Below are 21,922 nucleotides of genomic sequence, written 5' to 3'. Positions count from 1 at the left end.
TAAATAATGAACAAGTTAAAAAAAACAATTCTTTTAATGGTTGTTATTGTTTGTAATATTACAGCACAAACAAAACCAAAATATAGTTTTACCAATACTATTGATTTTTTAGAAGCTCCTAAAAGAATACATCAAGAGTATCCATTGTCCGATCAAATGAATAGCAAACAATGGGTGTTGTCAAACAAATTAAGTGATGAGTTTGATGGTAAAGAATTAAACACTAAAAAATGGCATCCAAACAATCCTGGGTGGAAAGGAAGGCAGCCTACCTATTTTCATGCATCCAATGTAAGCTTAAGTGATGGAGAATTGGTGTTTAAAATTAATCAACACAACAAAAGAGAAGAATTACCAGAAGGTTACACACATACAGCAGGATTTATAAAGAGTAAAGCAAAAGTTTTGTACGGTTATTTTGAAGCAGAAATGAAATTGATGAATGACACATGGGTTTCTGGTTTTTGGGCAAGTTTAGGAACTAAAGATTGGTGGACAGAGATTGATTTTTGTGAAAATTCACCAGCGACTAAAAATCAACAAAACGATTTAAATTCCAACATTCACGTGTTCCGATCTCCAAAAGAATATGGCGGAGTAACCAAACACTTTAACAGAAACAAAAAATACAAAGTTCCTTTTAATTTACACGATGATTACCACGTGTGGGGAGTAGAGTGGGATGAAGATTTTATTCGCTTTTATATAGATGGAGTATTGTTTAGAGAGGCAGAAAATACACATTGGCATCAACCATTACAAATTAATTTTAACAACGAATCTAACAAATGGTTTGGGGCTTTACCTTCTGATAAAAGTAAGTTAGATGAAGAGTTTAGAGTAAAATACTTCCGTTATTGGAGTAAAGGAAAACCATTAAAAAGACAAAGTAAAAAGTATGCAGAAGATTATTTAGGAATTAAATAAGATGCTAAATACAAGTAAAAACCCCTTATTTCTTAGAAATAAGGGGTTTTTATATTTTAAAAATTAGAGAGAATTACTTTAAAATAGAAATAATTTGATCTGCTAATTCAGTACCAATACGGTCTTGTGCTTCTAAAGTAGCAGCACCAATATGTGGAGTTAATGAAATGTTAGGGTTCATTAATACTTTCATAGAAGGAGTTGGTTCGTTTTCAAAAACATCCAAACCAGCTTTTGCAATTTCTCCACTTTCTAAAGCTTCAACCAAGGCAACTTCATCAATTACACCACCACGAGCAGCGTTTAATAAAATAGCTGTGTTCTTCATCATTTTTAATTCTGCAGCTCCAATTACGTAGTCTTTTTGAGCAGGTACGTGTAGGGTTACAAAATCTGCATTCTTTAACACTTCTTCTTTAGAAGTAGTTTCTATTGTAAAGTTTACTTTTTGTCCATCAAAGAACTCTAAACCTAAATCTACTTTTTCAAAGAAAGGATCGTAAGCAATTACTTTCATACCTAATCCTAAAGCAATTTTAGCAGTAGCTTGTCCAATACGTCCAAAACCAATAACTCCTAAAGTTTGTCCTTTTAATTCAACTCCTTTAGCGTAAGATTTCTTTAAAGCTCCAAATTTAGAATCACCCTCTAAAGGCATGTTACGGTTAGAGTCTTGTAAGAAACGTACCAATCCAAATAAGTGAGCAAAAACCAATTCACCTACAGAGTGAGAAGAAGCAGCTGGAGTATTGATTACGTGTAATCCTTTGTCCTTAGCATATTGTACATCAATGTTATCCATTCCTACACCACCACGTCCGATGATTTTTAAAGATGGACAAGCATCAATTAATTCTTGTCTTACAGTAGTTGCAGATCTTACTAAAATTACATCTACATTGTTTTCGTTGATGTAGTTTTCTAATTGATCTTGAGCAACTGTGTTTAAAATTACTTCAAATCCTGCTTTTTCTAAGGCATCAACACCAGATTGTGCTAAACCGTCGTTTGCTAAAACTTTCATTTAATTATTGTTTTTTGCTTAAAAATTAAGCGTTAAAATTTTTTCATTACATCTATTAAAGCTTGTACGCTTTCTTTTGGCATTGCGTTGTAAATAGAAGCTCTAAAACCTCCTACAGAACGGTGTCCTTTTACATTGCTAATTCCTGCTTCTGTACAAGCTGCTAAAAATTCTGCATCTTTTTCTGCATCATTTAATAAGAAAACTACGTTCATTAAAGAGCGGTCTTCTTTAGCTACATTGTTTACAAACGATGGATTGTTGTCAATCTCGTTGTATAACATGGCTGCTTTTTCTTCGTTTTTCTTTGCAATAGCTTCTAAACCACCTTGAGCTTTCATGTATTCTAAGTTTAACATAGAAACATAAATAGCAAAAACAGGAGGAGTGTTAAACATACTTTCTCCTTTAATATGGATTTGGTAGTCTAACATAGAAGGAATAGTTCTTCCTGTGTTTCCTAAAATATCTTTTTTAACAATTACCAAAGTGGCACCAGCAGGACCTAAGTTCTTTTGAGCACCAGCATAAATAATTCCAAATTTAGAAACATCTACAGGTTTAGAAAAAATATCAGAAGACATATCTGCTACCAAAACAGCATCTGTTTCTGGGTATTCTTTAAATTGAGTTCCGAAAATTGTGTTGTTAGATGTAAAGTGAACATAATCTACATCAGAAGGAATTTGGTATCCTTTAGGAATATAGTTGTGGTTGGTGTCTGCAGAAGAGGCAATTTCTACGACTTCTCCAAAGTTTTTAGCTTCTTTAAGCGCTTTGTTACTCCATGCACCTGTGTTAATGTATGCTGCTTTACCACCATCTACTTTTATTAAATTAATAGCGGTCATTAAAAACTGAGTAGAAGCTCCTCCTTGTAAAAACAATACTTCGTGAGTTTCGGGCACGTTTAAAATTTCTTTAACTAATGCAACCGCTTTATCATAAACAGCAACAAATTCTTTACTACGGTGTGATATTTCAATTAATGATAAACCAGTATTGTCAAAATCTAAAATAGCTTGACTAGCTTTTTGAAATACTTCTTGAGGTAATATTGAAGGACCTGCGCTAAAATTATGTTTTTTCATTATATATTTAATTTTTGGAAAGCACAAATTTATAAAATCTACTCGCTTTACCTTTACGTTTAAGTATTTATTTTTAACGTTTTTTTACAATTCTAATAAAAATTTAACAGTATCTGCATTATCTGCATAATTCCATAATTTTGGGGCTTGAGTTTGCCCTAATTTTACAGAATCTTCAATATTTAGCTCTGTAGCTATGCATTGTATTTTAGAAGCATCGTTCTTTAATTTTTGTTTTAAAGTCTCTAAATCATCATAAAACTCATAAAATAGTGTGGCAATAGGAGAGGCATAACTTTTATCTTCTTTCATCATTAAAAAGCCATTTTCTTTCATGTCAAACAAACTCATTAAATATACTGCTTTGTTATAATCGTAATTGTTTGCGTATTTTATGTATTTAATAATGTCTTTGTGTTTGTAGACTGCTTTAAATAACAAGTCAAAATCATAATTTTGTGGGACAAAAATTTTAGAAATACTTCTGCACCCTAATCCATAATATCTAAAAATATCATTACTTAAAGCTTCTAATTGTTCGTGGGTTTCAGTACCATCTAATACCGCAACGGCATTTCTGCTTTGTCTAATAATATGTGGGTGTTTTCCAAAGTAATAATCAAAATAACGAGCAGTATTGTTACTACCAGTGGCAATAACAGCATTGTAATTCTGTAGTTTTTCTTCGGTAAAAAGAATTTTACCTTTAAAACTAGGTTCTATGTATTCTAAATATTTAGCAATTAAAGGAATAAAATATTTATCATTAGAAGAAAGTTTAGCCAAAACATTATTTCCTGTAATGGCTACGCATAAAAAATCGTGAAAGCCTACCAAAGGAATATTTCCTGCCATAATAATGGCGATGGTTTTTTGATTGTTAGTTGTAAATTGTTGGTCTATGTTGTAAGCACTTAACCAAGTGTTTATGTTTTCTTTGGTTAAAGCTTTTGACCAGCTTTCAATAGCAAAAACTACATTATCTTCTGTAAACCAACTATTGTATTCGTGAGCTCTTTTTATTTGAGTTTTAAAGGCATCAAAAAATAAGTCGTTATGTAATACTTTTTCTTTTTTAATAATACCTGTACTGCTAAATTGATTTAAAAAGTCTCCTAAATGGATAAATGCTTGTTTTCTCTTATCTAAACTCATTATAAGTTAGTTTGTAGGTTTTGAATGAATACAAAATGTATTATTTTTGTGGCACAAATTTAAAGAAAAAAGAACGATGGCAATTATAATAACAGACGAATGTATTAATTGTGGGGCATGTGAACCAGAATGTCCTAACAATGCTATATATGAAGGTGCTGAAGAGTGGAAGTACTCTGAAGGTACTTCTTTAGAAGGAGATTTTGTATTACCAAATGGACATACAGGAAATGCAGATGAAGAACAAGAACCTATTTCTGATGAAGTATACTATATTGTACCAGACAAGTGTACTGAATGTAAAGGATTCCATGATGAGCCACAATGTGCTGCTGTTTGTCCAGTAGATTGTTGTGTGCCTGATGAAGATATTGAAGAAACAGAAGAAGAATTGTTAGCAAAACAAGCTTTTTTACACAAAGAGTAGTTCTTTTAGTAGAATTTTAAGAAATAAAAAAACTCCAAACATTAAGTTGTTTGGAGTTTTTTTATTCATTTAAACGAAATTGACATTTTGTTTAAATGAATAAAAGCAATTTAGTTGTTTTAATTTTGCGTGTAAATTTTAGCTTAAATCTAAGTTATTTAAAAGTTAGAATAACTATAGGGGTGATTTTTAGATTAAAAACACTCTAAAATGAAACAATTGTGACCTGTAGAAATACAATATTCTCCCTTTTTTAAAAGCACCAAAATTTAGTTTTATTAAAAAAAACAAATACAATGAAAACAAACTTTTTAAAACTATTAATGGTGGTGCTTTTAGGTACAAGTACCATAGAAGCCCAAAAAGCAAATGTAGATTTTCCACGTAATAGAAGATATGATGAAGTAAGTTGGTTAATTTCTCACAATGCCAATAACAATAGAAAAGATGGACCTGGAGGTTTTTGTTTAGGAGGTGCCAATCAGGAACTAAGCATAGAAGAGCAATTTAATTACGGAGTACGTAAATTTATGGTAGATATTCACTTGGTTAACGGACAAATTAAATTAAAACACGGAAGTCCAAATAGTTGTATGATGGATGGAAAGACTTTTAATAATTTGTTGGAAAAACTTTTAAAAAATAATAGCAACGATATAATAACGCTACACATACAGAATGGACCAAATTTAGGAATTCAATATTTTGATATTTTGTTTCAGAGTAGTAGTAATGGATATAAAAATTTAGCTTCTTACATATATAATGAAAACAATACTATAGACAATACATATGCTTATGGTGTTATGGGGAATGTACATACAAAAAAACGATATCCGTTTATAGGAGAAATGCAAGAAAAAAATAAAAGGTTAATGATTTTTGTAGAACAGAGCATTCCTGGTTATAATGGAGAGCATCCTAAATATAGAAAAGAGTTTAATTATACATTACAAAATAATTATAGTGCATCTCAAGTATCACATCTTTGGGAGGGGAATAAATTTACCAAACACAGAGGACAAGATGATATGGGAATTTTAACAGTAAATCATTTTGCAATAGATAAACCTTTTGGAGTAGGAGATAAAAATAAATCTAAAGAGGCAAATACTAGAGTTTACGAAAAAGCCATGCAATCTTGGTTAAAATTTGGAAAAAGACCTTCTGTAGCGGTCGATTTTTCTAATTTGGTAGATTCAGGTCAGCCCAATGCAATGAATCAAATACGTAGTGTAAATACACACAATGAAATTAGAGGAAATTTTACCTATAACGGCCAGTCTATTGGTAATGTTAAAGGATCTTTGTGTGATCAAGTTTCTACTGGCTGTACTCACAAAATAGGAGCAAGAGGTTCGGGTGCTTATAGTAGTTTGTTTGTAGAAAGTAATTGGAATGGAATGTGGTCTTTTCCAGTTCCACAAAGTAGCAGTATTTATTATTCAGGAAAAAGGTTTTTAAGAATTTCTCATAGCACATATCATATAGCACCTAAGTATATAGATTTGCATAGTTATAGAGGAAATAATAAAATAACATATCCTATTGCATTTACAGCACAGCCACATAATTCTTTAAATAGAACAAAAGAGTTAATTACCTTAGATGAAAATTATAAAGAAGAATCATCTATAGAGGCTATAAAAATATTGTCAAATCCTATTGCTAATCAAAAATTAGAAATTGCTGTGTCTTCAGAATTTGATAGAGTATCTGTAGTGATAAAAGATACCACAGGAAAAGTAATTTTAGTTGCAAACGGATTAAAAGGAGGGGCAACGCATACTATAGATGTTTCATTATTAAATAAAGGTATGTATATACTTTCTATAGAAGGTTTTGATTGGTTTGATACAAGCAAAAAAATTATTATTCAATAATAATTAGGTTTAAGAAGCTAAAGTTTTATCATAAAAAACTCCTAATCCTCAAAAGTTAGGAGTTTTTTTAGGTACTTGTTTTATTGTTTTTGTTTATTCTAAATAAGTACTGTTGTGTAAATTAACATTCTAATCCTTTGTTTTATAGTTAGATGCTGTTTGTTGTAGTGTTTTGTCTTAAACTTTACTTAACAATGTTTACATATAACTAACAAAAAGAGTAGGTTTTGTTAAGGGTTCTCTTACATGGTTTGTTTTACTTACAAACTAAGTTTGGGGTAACAAAAACAAAACAAACTTTTTAAAATGAAAAAATTATTAAAATTATCATCATTAGCTTTAATTGCTGGTTTGGCAATTTCTTGTGGAGAAGATGGTTTAGACGGAATTAATGGAGTAGATGGTGCAAACGGAGCTGACGGAAAAGATGGTCAAGATTTTACACCTCCTACTACAGAAACTATTTTTGAGAACAAATCTAACTTAATGCCTTTGGTAAAAATGCATAACGATTTTTCTAGTGTAGAGGCATACTCTTTAATTAGTACTTCTGATGTATTATCTAATGGGTTTCAAATGTTTGGTGCTCAGGATGGTGCAGGATTGTTAAATGATCCAGATAGTGATGGGTACATTTATTTATCTAACGCAGAAGACGATTATTCTGTTTCTCGTGTATACTTTGATGCAAACATGAATCCAATTAAAGGAGAGTGGTTATTAAACGGAGAGGTTGCAGATAGAGCTCGTCAATGTTCTGCAACTATGTGGGAAAAAGATATTCACGGAGGTACAAAAGATATTTTCTTATCTGCTTCTGAAAATATAGCATATGATGTTAAAGGAATTGATCCTTACATGGAGCCTACACCAACTGCTGATTTTGGATTGGATGCTTTAGGAGAGTTTTCTTGGGAAAATGCAGTGCCATTACCTAAAGATGCATATGCTGGTAAAACAGTTATTATTGGAGGTGATGATGATTCTAGTGGATCTGAGGGGCAAGTAGTATTGTATTACTCTGAAAATGGAGATCAAGATTTAGAGAACGGAAAAATTTATGTTTTACGATTAAAGCAATATTCTGAAGCTGGTGTAACTACAGCAGTAACTGCAGGACAAATTTACAACGAAGGACAATTAGATTTTCAAAAAACGTACGATGTAGAATTTGTGGAAATTGTAAACGGTAAAGACATGACTAAATCTGAAATGGAAGATGCTTGTGTAGCTGTACAAGCTTCTGCTTTTATGAGAGTGGAAGATGTAGATTACCAAAAAGGTTCTGATGCAAACGGAAGAAATGTATACTTTGCTGTTACAGGTCGTGGACCAGGAAGAGGTACTTATAACGATTGGGGAACTGTGTATAGCTTAAAGTTAGATGAAGCATCTCCATTAACAGGAAAATTAACACAAGTAATTAGTGGAAACACAGATTCTAACAACAATGATGGAAACATTGCTACTTTGCAAAGTCCTGATAACATTTGTGTAACAGAAAACTTTATTTATACACAAGAAGATCCTAACTCTTTTTCTAGAGGACATGCAGCTTACATTCACCAAACAGATTTAGATGGTAACAATGCTAAAGTTGTATTAGAATTAAAAGTAGAGCAAAACTTAGCTGCTGATGGATCTACAGGATTAAGTGGAGAGTTTGGAGCATTAACAGATGTTTCTGATAAATTAGGTGAACCTGATACTTTTATGTTAAACTTACAGCCTCACTACTGGCAAAATTCTGACTTTGTAAAAGGAAATGCATTTCCTCATAACCAAGGAGGACAAGTAGTTTTATTAAAAGGGTTACCTAGATAAATTACACAAAGTTTTTAATAATTAAAGAGCCTCCACTTAAGTGGAGGCTCTTTCCTATACACATACAAACCTTATTTTATAAAGTAGTATGTACTAAAATAGTTACAATGAGAATATTTAAGTTATTGGTTGTAGTTTTTCTTTTTACTGTCACATCATGCAAACAAGAAAAATCAACTACAGATACACCAAAAGTTGATTTTACAAAAGCACAGGAGTTTTACCTTTATCATATAAAAGAAACAATTGTTTATATAGATTCTTTGGCTATGTATCAGGCAAATGATGCAGAGGCAAAATCAATTTTTAAAAAACTAAGAATTGCTTTTAAAAAGGCAGAACCCTATGCTGCTTATTTAAACCCTGAAGTTGGTCATAAAGCAAATGGACCAGCATTGCCTCATTTTACAGATGATACTCAAAGAGTACTCAATCCTATTGGGCTTCAAAAAATTGAAGAATCTATTTATGAAGGAGGAACAAGTAAGTTTGAATATCAAGAAGAATTAAGATTAACTAAAGGATTGTTAAAGGTATTACAAGGTAATATAGAGTTACGAGCTTTAAATCCAGAACGTTTTTTTAGAGCTACTCATCAACAGTTATTTAGAGTTGTAAGTTTTGGAATTACAGGTTTTGATACTCCTATAAGTCAACTAGGATTACAAGAAACCAAAGTATCTCTAGAAAGTTTATTGTATATATACCAAGTAAGTTTACAAACATTAACGAAACAAAAAGATATTGTTTTAGATGAAAGTTTTATAAACTCAACTAAAGAAGCTATTCAGTTTTTAGAAAAAAACTCAGATTTTGAAATATTTGATAGATATCTATTCTTAAAAAAATATTTTAATCCTATTATTAGAAATTGGGTAACTATACGAAAAACGTTAAATATATGGACACCAAAGGTAACTTCTCCTTTTAATTTTGATGCTCCTACTTTTTTTGAAGACAATAGTTTTAATGTTAACTATTTTAGAAAACCATCAAATAGAAATCCAAAAGAAAAGGAAATTGCCTTGGGTAAAAAATTATTTTTCGATCCTAAGTTGTCAGCCAATCATACTATGTCTTGTGCCACTTGTCACAGTCCTAATAAAGCTTATACAGATGGTTTAAAAACAAGTTTAGACAATAATGGTAAGGCAAGTTTACGTAATGCACCAACACTTATAAATGTTGCTTTTCAAAAGAATTTCTTTTTAGATGGAAGGTCTAGTACATTAAATGATCAAATCAGTTTAGTTTTTAAAAATAAGTCTGAGTTTAACACAGAAATTCATCAATTTTCTGATGAAATTTTAACAGACTCTACCTATATACCTATATTTAAAGAGTTGTATGGAGCTGTACCTAAAAAGAATACTAAAATTATAGGAGCTATTTCTACTTATATTTCTACGCTCAACGGTTTTAGCTCTAAATTTGATAAAAATATTAGAGGAGAAGAAGACACGTTTACAGCCTCAGAAAAAAGAGGATTCAACTTGTTTATGGGAAAAGCCTTGTGTGCCACTTGTCATTTTATGCCTTTAACTAACGGAACTGTACCTCCGTTTTTTAAAGAAACAGAAAAAGAAATTATTGGTGTACCTAAAACAGCAGACAATAAACAATTAGATGAAGACAAAGGTTTTTATTGGGTGTATCAAGAAAAAATTCACGATGGTATGTTTAAAACACCTACTGTTAGAAACATAGCTTTAACCGCACCTTACATGCACAATGGTGTGTACAATACGTTAGAAGAGGTACTAGATTTTTACAACCAAGGAGGTGGAGCAGGTTTAGGATTTAATGTACCTAACCAGACCTTACCTTTTGATGAGTTGAATTTATCTGAAACAGAAATAAAAGACATTATTGCGTTTTTAAATACACTTACAGATGTACCTGAGGATAACATCTATTAATTGGTAAAATACATTTAAAATTTAATTGTTTTTCGTAGAAAAACGGAAACAATATGATATACAAAAGGAATTGTTGGAAACAACGGTTCCTTTTGTATTTGTACTAATAGCTTTAAAAGTAAACAAACGTATCTATTGTTTAAAGTAAAGAAAACCACTCTTAAATGTTAGGTAAATATTATGATATATTTAGTGCTTTTTATGGTCTAAATAGTGCTATAAATCAACAAATAATTCCACCTTTTAATACATTTTTACCCCTTTTCCCATAAAGTGAAAACTAGTTTTGCGGTCAAACTTTAAAAAACAAACAAAAATGAAAATTTTAAAATTACCTCTTTTGTTAGTGTGTATGTCACTAGCAATAGCAACCACTAGTTGTTCAGAAGATGGATTAGATGGTTTAAACGGAAAAGACGGAACAAATGGTCTTGATGGAAAAGATGGTGAAAATGGAAAAGATTTAACTCCAGCTTTAGAAGACAATGACATGTTCTTTAACAAATCTATTATTGAACCATTGGTAGATATCAACCCTAGTTTTAGTGGTGTAAAAGCATATTCTTTGCTTACATCTGTAGATGTTGTTGGAGACAACTTTCAAATTGCAAGTACTGTAGATGGTGCAGGTTTAATTAAAGATGGAGAAAACGGTTTTATTTATGTTGTAAATTGTGAAGATGCAAAAGCCGTTGCTCGTTTAAGGTTAGATAAAAACTTAAATCCTATTTCTGGAGATTATTTGTTAAACTCTGGAGTTGCCGATTATTCTAGACAATGTTCGGGTACTATGTGGGAAAAAGAAATTCATGGAGGAGATAAAGATGTATTCTTATCAGCATCAGAAGAATCTGTAAGTAACGTAGTTAAAGAATTTGATCCTAGAGTAGAAACACCAAATCCTACAGGAGATTATGGAAACAAGGCATTAGGACAATTTTTATGGGAAAATGCAGTGCCATTACCTAAAAACACGTATCCAGGTAAAACAGTTATTTTAGGAGGAAATGATCTTGATGGAGGTCAGCCAATATTATACATGTCAGAAAATGGAGATGTAGACAGAACCAACGGAAAAGTGTACGTATTGCGTACCAAACAAATTTCTGATGGTGCAGGTGGAATTATTGATGCTCCTGCTGGAGAAAGACATGATGAAAGTGATTTTGACTTAAAAAACACGTATGATGTAGAGTTTTTAGAAATTCCAAATGCTAAAAACTTAAGTACAAACGAAACATCTAACTATTACAAAAACACATTGTTTGCTACTTCTTTTGTAAGAATGGAAGATTTAGATTATCAAAAAGGAAGTGATGCAAACGCACGTAATATTTACTTTGCCGTAACTGGAAAAGGAGCAGGAAGAGGAACCGTTAACGATCAAGGAACGGTTTATAAATTAGAGTTAGATGCAGATTCTCCTTTAACAGGTAAATTAACCAAATTAATTAGTGGGAACGATAGCGATAAAGGTAAAGAAGGGTATTTAAGACCTTTACAAAGTCCAGACAATATTTGTGTAACAGAAAACTATGTATACATTCAAGAAGATCCTAACGGAGGTACTTGGAACAGAGGGCACGCAGCTTCTATTTATCAAGCAGATTTAGAAGGAAACAATGTTAAAAATTTATTAGATCTTAAAGTAAAATCTTTAGGAAATAATAGTTTAAGTATTGTAGAAAGTGGAGAGTTTGGAGCTTTAACAGATGTGTCTGATAAAGTAGGAGTGCCAGGTACTTTTTTATTAAACATACAAGTTAAATATTGGCAAGACAATGCTTTTAAAGCTTTAGATGGACATGATGGTCCTGGAGAATCAGACAGAGCTTCTCAAATTGTAATCTTAAGAGGATTAGAACAATAAGCTAATAAAAATTAATATTTTAAGTCTGTTCCCAAAAGGCATATTTGTCTTTTGGGAACAACTTTTAAACGCGTATAAGAATTGTGATCATGAATTTAAGAAACCTTTTCGTTTTAACTTTATTTTTTCTTACACTGTTCTCTTGTAATACAAAAAAAGAGGAAACAACAACTATAAATTGGTCTGTTGTGCACAACTTTTATGTAGACAACTTAAACACTACTATTGCTTTGTTAAATGATTTGGATACATTACATGTTCAATCTGATAATAACCAAAAAGTCTTTAAAAAAATAAGAACAGCTTTTAAAAAATGCGAACCTTATGTTTCTTATTTAAACCCAAAATCGGGTCATAAAGTAAATGGACCAGCACTACCTGTATTTAGAGAAAATAGCGGAAAATTGTTAGAACCTATAGGGTTGCAAAGGTTAGAAGAATCTATATTTCTTGGAGACACAGAACTAAAAGATTTTGCAACCAATATAAGCGTTACAAAAGGAATTTTAAGTACAGTAAAAAAAGAAGTGCTGTACTATAAAGTAGATGCCAAACGTTTTTTTGTTGCCACACATCAACAGTTATTAAGAATTATTAGTTTTTCTATGGCTGGGTTTGATACACCTGTTAGTGGATGGGGAATTAACGAGGCTAAAATATCATTAGAAAGTCTATTATTTGTTTATCAAAATAGTATTCAAAAAATGATTGTTGATAAAAATCCAACGTTGGATAAAGAATTAATACAGAATATAAAAAATGCTGTCAATTTTATTAAACCAAATGTAAACGTTAATCAGTTTGATCGGTTTTCTTATATAAGAGATTATATAAATCCTATAACAAGAACTTGGGTTAAAGTTAAAAAAGAAAGCAACTTGTGGAAAAATAGCGGAGTGTATCCTTTTAATTTAGAGGCTCCTACTTTTTTTGAAAACGATAGTTGGGATGTCAATCATTTTGCTTCTCCTAAAAATCAAAATTCAACAAAAGCACAAATTCAGTTAGGACAAAAGTTATTTAACGATGTCAACATCTCAAAAGGAGGAAAATTGTCTTGTGTGAGTTGTCACAATCCTAAAAAAGGCTATGCAGATGGTTTGCAATTTTCAAAAGACAATACAGGAAAACCAGTGTTAAGAAACTCTCCAACATTGATCAATTCTATTTTTCAAAAAGCATTTTTTTGGGACGGAAAATCAGGAAATTTAAATGAGCAAATAAGCAATGTATTTGCGAATGATAAAGAGTTTAATGTAACCGTACATCAATTTTCTGATGAAATTTTGGTAGATACCACTTATATTAATCTTTTTAAAAAAGCTTATGGAAAAGTACCCAAAAGCAATCATGATATTGTGAGAGCTATTGCCTCTTATGTAGGAACTTTAAATGGTTTTAATTCTAAATTTGATAAAAATATTAGAGGAGAAGAAAACACCTATACAGCATCCGAAAAGAACGGATTCAATTTATTTATGGGAAAAGCCTTATGTGCCACTTGTCATTTTATGCCTTTAACCAATGGTACGGTTCCTCCGTTTTTTACCGATACAGAAAAAGAAGCTATTGGAGTGGCAAAGACTTTTAAAAACAAAGAAATAGATAATGACTTAGGATTCTATAATGCCTACAATCAAGAATATCATAAGAGAATGTTTAAAACACCTACAGTTAGAAACATAGCTTTAACGGCTCCTTATATGCACAACGGAGCTTATAATACTTTAGAACAAGTACTAGATTTTTACAATAAAGGAGGAGGAGCAGGTTTAGGTTTTGATGTACCTAACCAGACCTTACCTTTTGATAAGTTGAATTTATCGGAAACAGAAATAAAAGACATTATTGCGTTTTTAAATACACTGACAGATATACCTTTAGATAAAGAGTATTAACCAATTTTGCTTGCACAATAACACGGGAACATACGTATTGTAGAACACTAAAAATTAAAAAAGGAATAGAGCTTCGGCTTTATTCCTTTTTTTTGTTGATTTAATAGTTAAGTATTATAAAATTTACCTTATTGGGCTATTGATTTGTCTTGTTGGGCTATTAGAATACTGTTGGCTTCTCTAGTTTTACAAAGTCAAAACAAAATCCCAAAAAATGAAATTAAAATTACTTTTAACATGTTTATTGACCTTTGCATTTGCTAAGGCTGAATACTTTGAGTCCAACGGAATCCGTTACAATACTACTGATACAAACACTGTAGAAGTGGCTGCACTATCTTCGGGTAAATATACTGGAGCTATTACAATTCCTGATACAGTAACTCATAATTCTATAACCTATACCGTTACAGGAATTGGGAATGCTGCTTTTTATCAAAATGAAGAGTTAACAAGTATCATTTTTCCTACAGGACTTTTATATATAGGTCAAAATGGTTTTTTAAGTTGTAAAAAACTAACTAATTTCACATTGCCTGCAGGTTTTACAGGACTTGGTTCTACTGCTTTTTATGGATGTTCAGCACTAACAAACGTAGTGATTCCAGATGGAGTTACTGAAATCAAAGATCAAACTTTTGAAGGTTGTAGTAACTTAGTAAGTGTTACTATACCTAGTGGGGTGACAAGTATTGAAAGAGAAGCTTTTAATGGTTGTAGTTCTTTAGCAAGTATTACTTTACCTGCTGGACTTACAGAAATTAATAAAAGTACATTTAGTGGATGTAGTAGTTTAACAGCAATTACATTGCCAAATAGTATTACAACTATTGGACAAAATGCTTTTAGTGATTGTGAGAGTTTAACAACAATTACTTTACCAAACAGTATTACCTCTATTGAAGATAGTGCTTTTGATGGATGTTCAGATTTAGAAAAAGTGCAAGTTGAAAATGCAACACCATATACTATTGGAGACGATGTTTTTTATGATATTTCAAGCTTAGCCTATTTATTGGTTCCAAGCGGGAGTGTAAGTGCTTACGAAGGTGCTGATGGATGGAGTGATTTTTCTATTATAACTTCTACAGAGGCTAAGTATTTTGTAGCAAATGGAATTCGTTATTTAAGTTTTGATGGTACTACAGTAATCGTTGTTCCTTTAGATTCAGAAAATAAATATGAAGGAGATATTGCTATTCCAAGTTCTGTAATTAATGAATCTGTAACATATAGTGTTACAAAAATTGCTAAAAAAACTTTTTATGAAAATGAGGACTTAACAAGTGTTACAATTTCAAATGGTGTAACAACTATTGGAGATAGTGCTTTTGAAAGTTGTACAAACTTATCTAGTATTACTTTGCCTGCAGGACTTACTAAAATTAATGAAAATTTGTTTAGTGGGTGTGAAAGTTTAACATCAATTACATTACCAAGTGGCGTTACGACTATTGGTGAACAAGCATTTTTTGAAACAGGTTTAACGGCTATATCTTTACCAAGTGGAGTGACAAGTTTAGGTTTTGCAGCTTTTGCTTTTTGTTCTGAAATTGAGAGCATAACATTACCAAGTGGGGTAACAAGTATTTTAGATTATTGTTTTTATGGTTGTTCTAGTTTGTCTGAAGTTATTGTAGAAAATCCTTCACCTGTAGTTTTTGGTTCAGGTGCTGGTGTTTTTACTGATATTAATTCGAACGCTATTTTAACAGTACCACAGGGTGCCAAAGCCGATTACCAGGCAGCTACTCTTTGGCAAGATTTTACGACTATTAATGAGTCTATATCTTTAGGTACAAAAACAGATAACTTTAACAATAATTTTAACATTGTATTGAGACAAAATAGTTTGTCTATACAAGCAAATAATGGTATTGAGGTTACAGAAATTAACTTGTTGAATGCAACAGGAGCTATTGTAAAAACAACCAATCAATCAATAATTGATATTTCGGTACTTTCAAAAGGTATTTATATTTTAAATATAAGTACCAATAGAGGAGGGTTTGTTAAAAAAGTAATCAAACAATAATTATTGTTAAACAGGTTCTAAATACAAACCAAAACGCTTCATTATTAATTAGTGAAGCGTTTTTTATTATAAATAAAAGGTTTTAGAATTCATTCAGAGTATGAAAATCATCATTGGAATAAATTATAAATGGAAGAATATTTTATGAAACATAAAATAATTATACCTTAATCAAACCTAGGTAAAACCAACATTCTTTTAATAGAATTCCTTAACTTTAGAGTAGGAGTACCGTACCTATTATTTGGGTTGTATTTTATTTCTAAAAACGTTATCAATTCTTAAAAGAAGACACGTTATGGGGCAAAAAATTGGAATTATATATGCTACTATAGACGGACAAACCTTAAAAATTTGCCACCAATTACAGAAGATTTTTATTAGTAAAGGCATTCCTACGGAAATGTGTATAATAGAAAGTTTTAAAGGAAATTTGTCTGATTTTACTTTGTTAATTATTGGTGCGAGTATTCGCTACGGAAAACATCATAAAAAGGTGTATGAGTTTATAGAAACGAACAGAGTTCAATTGGATACTATAAAAACAGCATTCTTTTCTGTTAATTTGGTCGCTAGAAAAGAAGATAAAAATTCAGCAAACACCAATCCTTATTTAATTAAGTTTTTAAAAGAAATTAACTGGAAAGCAACGTATTTAGCAGTCTTTGCAGGTAAGCTAGATTATAAATCTTATTCTTTTTGGGACAGAGTCATGATCAAGTTGATTATGAAACTAACAGATGGCCCTACCAAAACCGTAGAACCTATAGAATTTACAAATTGGAATAGCGTAGAAAGTTTTGGTTTAAGAATAAGTAATGATTTAAAAAAATCAATAGCCTAGACTTCTTAAATCTTATTGTTTTTTGTGTACTTTGCCTATCATACCAATCAGTATTTTTATGGCAAAAGCATCCAATACCCGACAAACTATTCTTGATAAATCTTTTGAATTAATTTACCAAAAAGGCTATCAAGCTACCAGTATTGATGAAATTATTGCAACTACCCAGGTAACTAAGGGAGCTTTTTATTATCATTTTAAAACTAAGGACGCTATGGGAATTGCAATTATTAACGAAATTGTAAAACCTATAATGGAGCGTACCTACATTACTCCTTTACAAACCACTCTAGATCCTCTTGCAGAAATTTATACCATGACTCAATCTTTATTGTTGGAAAATAGCTTTTTAAAATTAGAATATGGTTGCCCTGCAGGTAATTTAGCTCAAGAAATGACTCCTTGGAATGCTGGGTTTTCCAAAGCGTTACATCAACTTATTACAAGTTGGCAAACAGCCATAGAAGGGAGTCTTTTAAGAGCTTTACAAAACGGACAGATACGCAAGTCGGTAAATGCAAAACAGGTGGCTTATTTTGTAATTTCTAGCTATTGGGGGATTCGTAATTTTGGAAAGGTGTACAACAGTACCCATTGTTATGACGATTACTTGTTAGAATTAAAGAGCTATTTAGACACTTTAAAATAAGTAAAACAATCAACATACTAGTTGGTATGTTTTGGTTATCTTTGTAGGATAATTGAATCATACAACAATGTATCAAACCCTTATTTTTTTTCATTCCTTAGTACGTTGGTTAGTGCTAATAAGTCTTATATATGCTATTTATACAGCTTATAAAGGTGTTTTTCTAAAGTTAAAGTTTTCTAAACAACACAATCTTATTAGGCATTGGACAGCCACCATTGCTCATATTCAGTTAATGCTGGGGATTCTATTGTATAGTAAAAGTCCCATTATTAATTATTTTTGGAAAAATACATTTGTAGCCACTAAAAGTTTAGATACAACATTTTTTGGAATCATACATTTAATATTAATGCTAGTGGCCATTGTAGTGATTACTATAGGTTCTGGGTTGTCTAAAAGAAAAGCAACAGATCTAGAAAAGTTTAAAACCATGCTGCTTTGGTTTTCTATAGCCTTATTCATTATTTTAATAGCCATTCCTTGGCCGTTTTCACCCTTAGCAAACAGACCTTATTTTAGAAGCTTATGATACAATTATGCTACACCAACATTGGCCGATTACGCATCCTTGCCTTTTTAGAAGGTATTTCTCTTTTGGTACTGATTTTTATAGCAGTGCCTTTAAAATACTATTTTGGAAATCCTAATTTAAGTAGTTCTTTAGGCCCTATACACGGAGCTTTGTTTTTATTATTTCTATTTAACACCCTAAGTGTAGGAGTAGAGCAAAACTGGAAATTTAAAACCACAACTTGGAAAATTATTCTGGCTTGTTTTATTCCTTTCGGTACTTTTTATATAGATAAAACAATACTAAAAAAAATCTCTTGATCCGTTTTTGATAGTGTCATATGATAGTATCAAGAGATAGGTGTATAAAAAACTCCATCAATTTTTGATGGAGTTTTTTATTAGGAATCAGGTAGTTTCTGTTTGAGTTTAAAAGCGAGGAACAATCCTAGCATACCCGTAAAAAGAGAACTACTCAAATTGACAAGTAAAAGAACGTAGTTTACTTGTTGGTTGGTGATGATATAATTGGGAGCAAAACCAAGTCTCCCAAAAGATTTGATTATAAAAATACTAGCAAAAACTCCTATCATACAATTTCCAGTAAAACCAAAAGAAAAATTAGGCTTGAACTTTGCAAAAATTAAAGCTCCTAAAATTCCAACTAAAATACTTACTAAAGAAAGTAGAGTTTCTGTCATTTTTTAAGTTTTCATTCGGTTTGTATTCAGGTTGTATTCAGGTTTTTTACGTGGTGATGGAGTTGTGTTTTTATTTCATATCTACTCCGCTTGATGCCCCGTTTTTATATTTTATAATTCATTCCAAACTTCTCTAAGGTATTCGAGCGGAGTCGAGAAGTAGTATTACTATCTATTTTTTGATATTACTTAAGCATTGTATGCCTACTCGGCTTGATGAACTATGTTTTATATTAATTCTTAAAAAACTAATGCCCATAATCCATATCATCTATTTTTCCAGCATTCAATTTTTTCTGAACCACAAAATACACAACAATTAGAATCAAGCCAATAATCATCCAAGGTACAGCTACAGACATTCCGTATTGGCTAGTAGCGGTGTTGTAAATAGTTAAATCTGGACTTTCTGTGTGTGTAGAAGGCAATAAGGTTGGAAACATGGTTGCTAGGGTAGAGGTTATTCCTCCAATAATCATTAAACAAGAACAGACAAATCCATAAACTTCTTTTTTAAACTTTTTGACAAAAAACTGTCCTGTTAATCCTGCAAAATACAACATAGGAAAAATTAAAAAAGCAGGATGTTTTAAATAATTAGCCAAAGGATGAGGTTCTATTAAATGCCAAATACTCACCGAAAAAATGGTTAAAACAGCCAATACAATATTTAACAAAAAGCTTACGTTTTTAAGTTGTAAATTGATGCTTGAATTGGTTTTTAGAACAATCCAATTAGCACCATGTATAGCCATTGTAACTACAGCAATAATACCTATTACAATGGTAAACCAATCTATAACTCCTGGGTGTGTAGTAGTGGGGCTAAAACTAGCATCCCACAAAGGCAAAAAGAAATAATGGGCTTCATAAGCAGAAATACCGTTTTCTACACCTCCTAAATTTACACCTCTAGCCATATTTCCCAAAGCAATTCCAAAAAACAAAACCAAAAGTAAGCTAGAAATTCCAAAAGAAGCATCCCAAAAAGATTTCCATATTGTATGATGAAATTGTCCTCTTAATTCTAAACCTAAAGCTCTAAAAATCATAAGCCAAAGAACGATAATTAAGGGCAAATAAAATCCGCTAAACACAGATGCGTATAGGGTAGGAAAAGCCATAAATACTAAACCTCCTGCTGCTACCAACCAAACTTCGTTAGAATCCCAAAACAAACCAGCAGCTTTGGCAATTACTTCTTTGTCTTTCTCTTTTTTGGCAAAAAATAAATGAATAATTCCTGTTCCAAAATCGTAACCATCAAGAATAAAAAAGACGGTTACAATTAGTGCAATAATAATGAACCAAAATATTTCCATGGTTTAGTGTTTTTGAGGTTGAGGTCCGTGGTAAATAGTTTTACCAACTAAGATTAAAAATAAAAGTCCTAAAATTAAATATAGAGCAACAAAGCCTAATAAAGTAAACAATGTATTACCCGATGATACAGTTGGCGAAACTCCATCTACGGTTTTTAATAAACCATAAACCAAGTAAGGTTGTCTACCTAATTCTGCTACATACCAACCTGTAATGTTGGCAATAAAAGGAAAGGGAACCGCTAACAATAGAGTCCATAAAAGTGGTGTAAATGTATATAGTTTTTTTAAATACAATAATACAATGGCAGCCAACATAATTCCTATAAAAATGGTCCCCAATCCTACCATAATATGATAAGAGTAGTACAAGGCAGGAATGTTGTCTGGTAATTCTTCTTTGTCAAACTGATCCATTCCAGGTATTTGCTGATGCCAATTTTGGTAGGTTAAAAAGCTTAATACATTAGGAACAGCTATTTTGTTGTCTAATTTTTTTTCTACCATATTAGGCTGACCAATCAATACAATTTCTGCTCCAGCTTCTTCAGTTTCAAAAATTCCTTCCATAGCAGCAAAAGCAGCAGGTTGATATTTGGCAACGTTCTTAGCGTTTAAATCTCCTGTAGGAAAAGCAACCAACATTGCAGAAATAAAACCAAAAGCAACCCCTGTTTTTAAGAATAGCCTTCCATGTGCTTCGTTCTTTTTAATTAACAAATAAAAAGCACCAATGCTAGCAACCAAAAAAGAAGAGGTTACTAAAGAAGCCATTTGATTGTGTAAAAAAGCAGGAAGTAACCACGGATTGCTAAATAACTCTGAAAAATTGTTTAGTACAAACTTTCCATTTTCTATAATTTCGTAACCTACAGGATGTTGCATCCAAGCATTGGTGGCTAAAATTAAATATCCGCTTGCCCAAGAACCTAAAAACACTAAAAAACCAGTTAAAAAATGCAATTTTTGTCCCATGCGTTTTTCACCAAAAATAAAAAGCGCTAAAAAAGACGATTCTAAAAAGAAAGAAAACGTTCCTTCCATGGCTAGGGTTTGGCCAATAATACCACCTGTTAATTCCGAAAACTTAGCCCAGTTGGTTCCAAATTGAAACTCCATTGGAATTCCTGTAATAACTCCCATGGTAAAGTTGATGGCAAAAATTTTCATAAAAAATTTAGCAGCATCATTGTAAATTTCTTTGTTAGATTTTAGATAATATCCTTTAAAAAACAATACAATTAAAGAAAGTCCCATGGTAAGTTGGGGAAAAATGTAGTGAAATGTAATCGTAAATGCAAACTGCAATCGATCGTAAAAAATCATGTCTTCCATTGGGAGATAGATGTAAGCAAAAGTTAAAAAAAAGTGAACTCATTTTTAACATGAAAAATCAACTAAAATAAGCGATTTTCTTTTTAAAAATGTAAGTATAAATTTACGAGATTTACTTTGTTTAACGGTTACTTTTGTTACATAAAAGTCCTGTTTTTAATCATTTTTTATAGACGATTCTTTTACAATTAAACGTGTTTTTATTTCTACGTTTTTATAGTCCATATAATTGTCTTTTTTGGGGTCTATTTCATCAATTAAATAACTTATAGCGGTTTGTCCTATATCAATTCTAAGCTGATTGATGGTAGTAGTTTGTGGATTAACAATTAGAGAAGATAAAGAGTTACTAAAGCCTACAATAGAAATGTTTTCACGAATTTTTAAGTTACTTTTTTTAAAGTTTGCATAGCACCCACGGCACAATTATCTATAATGCAAAAAACAGTATTGGTATTGAAATATAGCTATTGCAGGAGAAGAACAATTGCCTTATGTTAGATGG

At 31.3% G+C, this 21,922-nt stretch carries 19 protein-coding genes; 12 read left to right on the top strand and 7 right to left on the bottom strand.

Going from position 1 to position 21,922, the window contains the following annotated elements; all coding sequences use genetic code 11:
* Positions 1–6 precede the first annotated feature (6 nt).
* Entirely contained in the window at positions 7–927 is a 921-nt protein-coding gene (locus ACY2IJ_RS03360) for a family 16 glycosylhydrolase (protein WP_476725749.1), read from the top strand.
* Between the two features lie 73 nt (positions 928–1,000).
* On the opposite strand, the gene ACY2IJ_RS03355 is transcribed toward ACY2IJ_RS03360, so the two are convergent.
* From ACY2IJ_RS03355 to ACY2IJ_RS03345, 3 genes are all read right to left on the bottom strand, one after another.
* A complete protein-coding gene (locus ACY2IJ_RS03355; protein WP_476725748.1) occupies positions 1,001–1,951 on the bottom strand; it encodes a D-2-hydroxyacid dehydrogenase in 951 nt (316 codons plus the stop codon).
* A 32-nt stretch (positions 1,952–1,983) separates the two neighbouring features.
* Positions 1,984–3,042 carry a 3-phosphoserine/phosphohydroxythreonine transaminase gene (serC, locus tag ACY2IJ_RS03350; RefSeq protein ID WP_476725747.1) on the bottom strand — a complete coding sequence of 353 codons (1,059 nt, stop codon included), beginning with the start codon at positions 3,040–3,042 and terminating at the stop codon, positions 1,984–1,986.
* A gap of 84 nt (positions 3,043–3,126) precedes the next feature.
* The gene (locus ACY2IJ_RS03345) at positions 3,127–4,197 is read right to left on the bottom strand and encodes an acyl-CoA reductase (protein ID WP_476725746.1); all 1,071 of its coding nucleotides are present in this window, start codon (positions 4,195–4,197) and stop codon (positions 3,127–3,129) included.
* Positions 4,198–4,273: 76 nt separating this feature from the next.
* On the opposite strand from ACY2IJ_RS03345, the gene ACY2IJ_RS03340 reads away from it, so the two are divergent.
* The 11 genes from ACY2IJ_RS03340 (at position 4,274) to ACY2IJ_RS03290 (ending at position 18,380) form a co-directional block, all read left to right on the top strand.
* Positions 4,274–4,624, top strand: a complete 351-nt coding sequence (locus tag ACY2IJ_RS03340; RefSeq protein WP_476725745.1) for a 4Fe-4S dicluster domain-containing protein — start codon at positions 4,274–4,276, stop codon at positions 4,622–4,624.
* Between the two features lie 296 nt (positions 4,625–4,920).
* Positions 4,921–6,507 (top strand): phosphoinositide-specific phospholipase C-related protein, encoded by a 1,587-nt coding sequence (locus ACY2IJ_RS03335; protein ID WP_476725744.1) that lies wholly within the window; start codon positions 4,921–4,923, stop codon positions 6,505–6,507.
* A 306-nt stretch (positions 6,508–6,813) separates the two neighbouring features.
* Positions 6,814–8,331: a PhoX family protein gene (locus ACY2IJ_RS03330; RefSeq protein ID WP_476725743.1), complete on the top strand. Its 1,518-nt coding sequence runs from the start codon at positions 6,814–6,816 to the stop codon at positions 8,329–8,331.
* 107 nt (positions 8,332–8,438) lie between these two features.
* Entirely contained in the window at positions 8,439–10,250 is a 1,812-nt protein-coding gene (locus tag ACY2IJ_RS03325; protein ID WP_476725742.1) for a cytochrome-c peroxidase, read from the top strand.
* A gap of 316 nt (positions 10,251–10,566) precedes the next feature.
* Positions 10,567–12,120, top strand: a complete 1,554-nt coding sequence (locus tag ACY2IJ_RS03320) for a hypothetical protein (protein ID WP_476725741.1) — start codon at positions 10,567–10,569, stop codon at positions 12,118–12,120.
* Positions 12,121–12,308: 188 nt separating this feature from the next.
* Positions 12,309–14,018 (top strand): cytochrome-c peroxidase, encoded by a 1,710-nt coding sequence (locus ACY2IJ_RS03315; RefSeq protein ID WP_476725740.1) that lies wholly within the window; start codon positions 12,309–12,311, stop codon positions 14,016–14,018.
* 214 nt (positions 14,019–14,232) lie between these two features.
* Positions 14,233–16,053: a leucine-rich repeat protein gene (locus ACY2IJ_RS03310; protein WP_476725739.1), complete on the top strand. Its 1,821-nt coding sequence runs from the start codon at positions 14,233–14,235 to the stop codon at positions 16,051–16,053.
* Between the two features lie 298 nt (positions 16,054–16,351).
* A complete protein-coding gene (hemG, locus tag ACY2IJ_RS03305; RefSeq protein WP_476725738.1) occupies positions 16,352–16,897 on the top strand; it encodes a menaquinone-dependent protoporphyrinogen IX dehydrogenase in 546 nt (181 codons plus the stop codon).
* A 58-nt stretch (positions 16,898–16,955) separates the two neighbouring features.
* Positions 16,956–17,546 (top strand): TetR/AcrR family transcriptional regulator, encoded by a 591-nt coding sequence (locus ACY2IJ_RS03300; RefSeq protein ID WP_476725737.1) that lies wholly within the window; start codon positions 16,956–16,958, stop codon positions 17,544–17,546.
* A 67-nt stretch (positions 17,547–17,613) separates the two neighbouring features.
* Positions 17,614–18,078 (top strand): hypothetical protein, encoded by a 465-nt coding sequence (locus ACY2IJ_RS03295; RefSeq protein WP_476725736.1) that lies wholly within the window; start codon positions 17,614–17,616, stop codon positions 18,076–18,078.
* Positions 18,075–18,380 carry a DUF3817 domain-containing protein gene (locus ACY2IJ_RS03290; RefSeq protein WP_476725735.1) on the top strand — a complete coding sequence of 102 codons (306 nt, stop codon included), beginning with the start codon at positions 18,075–18,077 and terminating at the stop codon, positions 18,378–18,380. Before ACY2IJ_RS03295 ends, ACY2IJ_RS03290 begins: the two co-directional genes overlap by 4 nt.
* A gap of 80 nt (positions 18,381–18,460) precedes the next feature.
* Here the strand turns inward: ACY2IJ_RS03290 and ACY2IJ_RS03285 are convergent, their stop codons facing one another.
* The 4 genes from ACY2IJ_RS03285 to ACY2IJ_RS03270 all read right to left on the bottom strand — a co-directional run bounded on the left by ACY2IJ_RS03285 (position 18,461) and on the right by ACY2IJ_RS03270 (position 21,843).
* A complete protein-coding gene (locus tag ACY2IJ_RS03285) occupies positions 18,461–18,760 on the bottom strand; it encodes a hypothetical protein (RefSeq protein ID WP_476725734.1) in 300 nt (99 codons plus the stop codon).
* Positions 18,761–19,008: 248 nt separating this feature from the next.
* The gene (gene cydB, locus ACY2IJ_RS03280; protein ID WP_476725733.1) at positions 19,009–20,082 is read right to left on the bottom strand and encodes a cytochrome d ubiquinol oxidase subunit II; all 1,074 of its coding nucleotides are present in this window, start codon (positions 20,080–20,082) and stop codon (positions 19,009–19,011) included.
* Positions 20,083–20,085: 3 nt separating this feature from the next.
* A complete protein-coding gene (locus ACY2IJ_RS03275) occupies positions 20,086–21,417 on the bottom strand; it encodes a cytochrome ubiquinol oxidase subunit I (protein ID WP_476725732.1) in 1,332 nt (443 codons plus the stop codon).
* Positions 21,418–21,573: 156 nt separating this feature from the next.
* Positions 21,574–21,843 (bottom strand): substrate-binding domain-containing protein, encoded by a 270-nt coding sequence (locus ACY2IJ_RS03270; protein WP_476725731.1) that lies wholly within the window; start codon positions 21,841–21,843, stop codon positions 21,574–21,576.
* Between the last annotated feature and the right edge of the window lie 79 nt (positions 21,844–21,922).

It is taken from the genome of Wenyingzhuangia gracilariae, from assembly GCF_056387575.1.
Note: the sequence above shows the minus strand (reverse complement) of the source record. Positions and strands in the feature narration are given on the sequence as shown.

What these genes read in the sequence shown, in the direction of transcription:
- ACY2IJ_RS03360 (WP_476725749.1), top strand. Translation starts at nt 7, where the DNA reads ATGAACAAGTTAAAAAAAACAATTCTTTTAATGGTTGTTATTGTTTGT.
- ACY2IJ_RS03355 (WP_476725748.1), bottom strand. Translation starts at nt 1,951, where the DNA reads ATGAAAGTTTTAGCAAACGACGGTTTAGCACAATCTGGTGTTGATGCC.
- serC (WP_476725747.1), bottom strand. Translation starts at nt 3,042, where the DNA reads ATGAAAAAACATAATTTTAGCGCAGGTCCTTCAATATTACCTCAAGAA.
- ACY2IJ_RS03345 (WP_476725746.1), bottom strand. Translation starts at nt 4,197, where the DNA reads ATGAGTTTAGATAAGAGAAAACAAGCATTTATCCATTTAGGAGACTTT.
- ACY2IJ_RS03340 (WP_476725745.1), top strand. Translation starts at nt 4,274, where the DNA reads ATGGCAATTATAATAACAGACGAATGTATTAATTGTGGGGCATGTGAA.
- ACY2IJ_RS03335 (WP_476725744.1), top strand. Translation starts at nt 4,921, where the DNA reads ATGAAAACAAACTTTTTAAAACTATTAATGGTGGTGCTTTTAGGTACA.
- ACY2IJ_RS03330 (WP_476725743.1), top strand. Translation starts at nt 6,814, where the DNA reads ATGAAAAAATTATTAAAATTATCATCATTAGCTTTAATTGCTGGTTTG.
- ACY2IJ_RS03325 (WP_476725742.1), top strand. Translation starts at nt 8,439, where the DNA reads ATGAGAATATTTAAGTTATTGGTTGTAGTTTTTCTTTTTACTGTCACA.
- ACY2IJ_RS03320 (WP_476725741.1), top strand. Translation starts at nt 10,567, where the DNA reads ATGAAAATTTTAAAATTACCTCTTTTGTTAGTGTGTATGTCACTAGCA.
- ACY2IJ_RS03310 (WP_476725739.1), top strand. Translation starts at nt 14,233, where the DNA reads ATGAAATTAAAATTACTTTTAACATGTTTATTGACCTTTGCATTTGCT.
- hemG (WP_476725738.1), top strand. Translation starts at nt 16,352, where the DNA reads ATGGGGCAAAAAATTGGAATTATATATGCTACTATAGACGGACAAACC.
- ACY2IJ_RS03300 (WP_476725737.1), top strand. Translation starts at nt 16,956, where the DNA reads ATGGCAAAAGCATCCAATACCCGACAAACTATTCTTGATAAATCTTTT.
- ACY2IJ_RS03295 (WP_476725736.1), top strand. Translation starts at nt 17,614, where the DNA reads ATGTATCAAACCCTTATTTTTTTTCATTCCTTAGTACGTTGGTTAGTG.
- ACY2IJ_RS03290 (WP_476725735.1), top strand. Translation starts at nt 18,075, where the DNA reads ATGATACAATTATGCTACACCAACATTGGCCGATTACGCATCCTTGCC.
- ACY2IJ_RS03285 (WP_476725734.1), bottom strand. Translation starts at nt 18,760, where the DNA reads ATGACAGAAACTCTACTTTCTTTAGTAAGTATTTTAGTTGGAATTTTA.
- cydB (WP_476725733.1), bottom strand. Translation starts at nt 20,082, where the DNA reads ATGGAAATATTTTGGTTCATTATTATTGCACTAATTGTAACCGTCTTT.
- ACY2IJ_RS03275 (WP_476725732.1), bottom strand. Translation starts at nt 21,417, where the DNA reads ATGGAAGACATGATTTTTTACGATCGATTGCAGTTTGCATTTACGATT.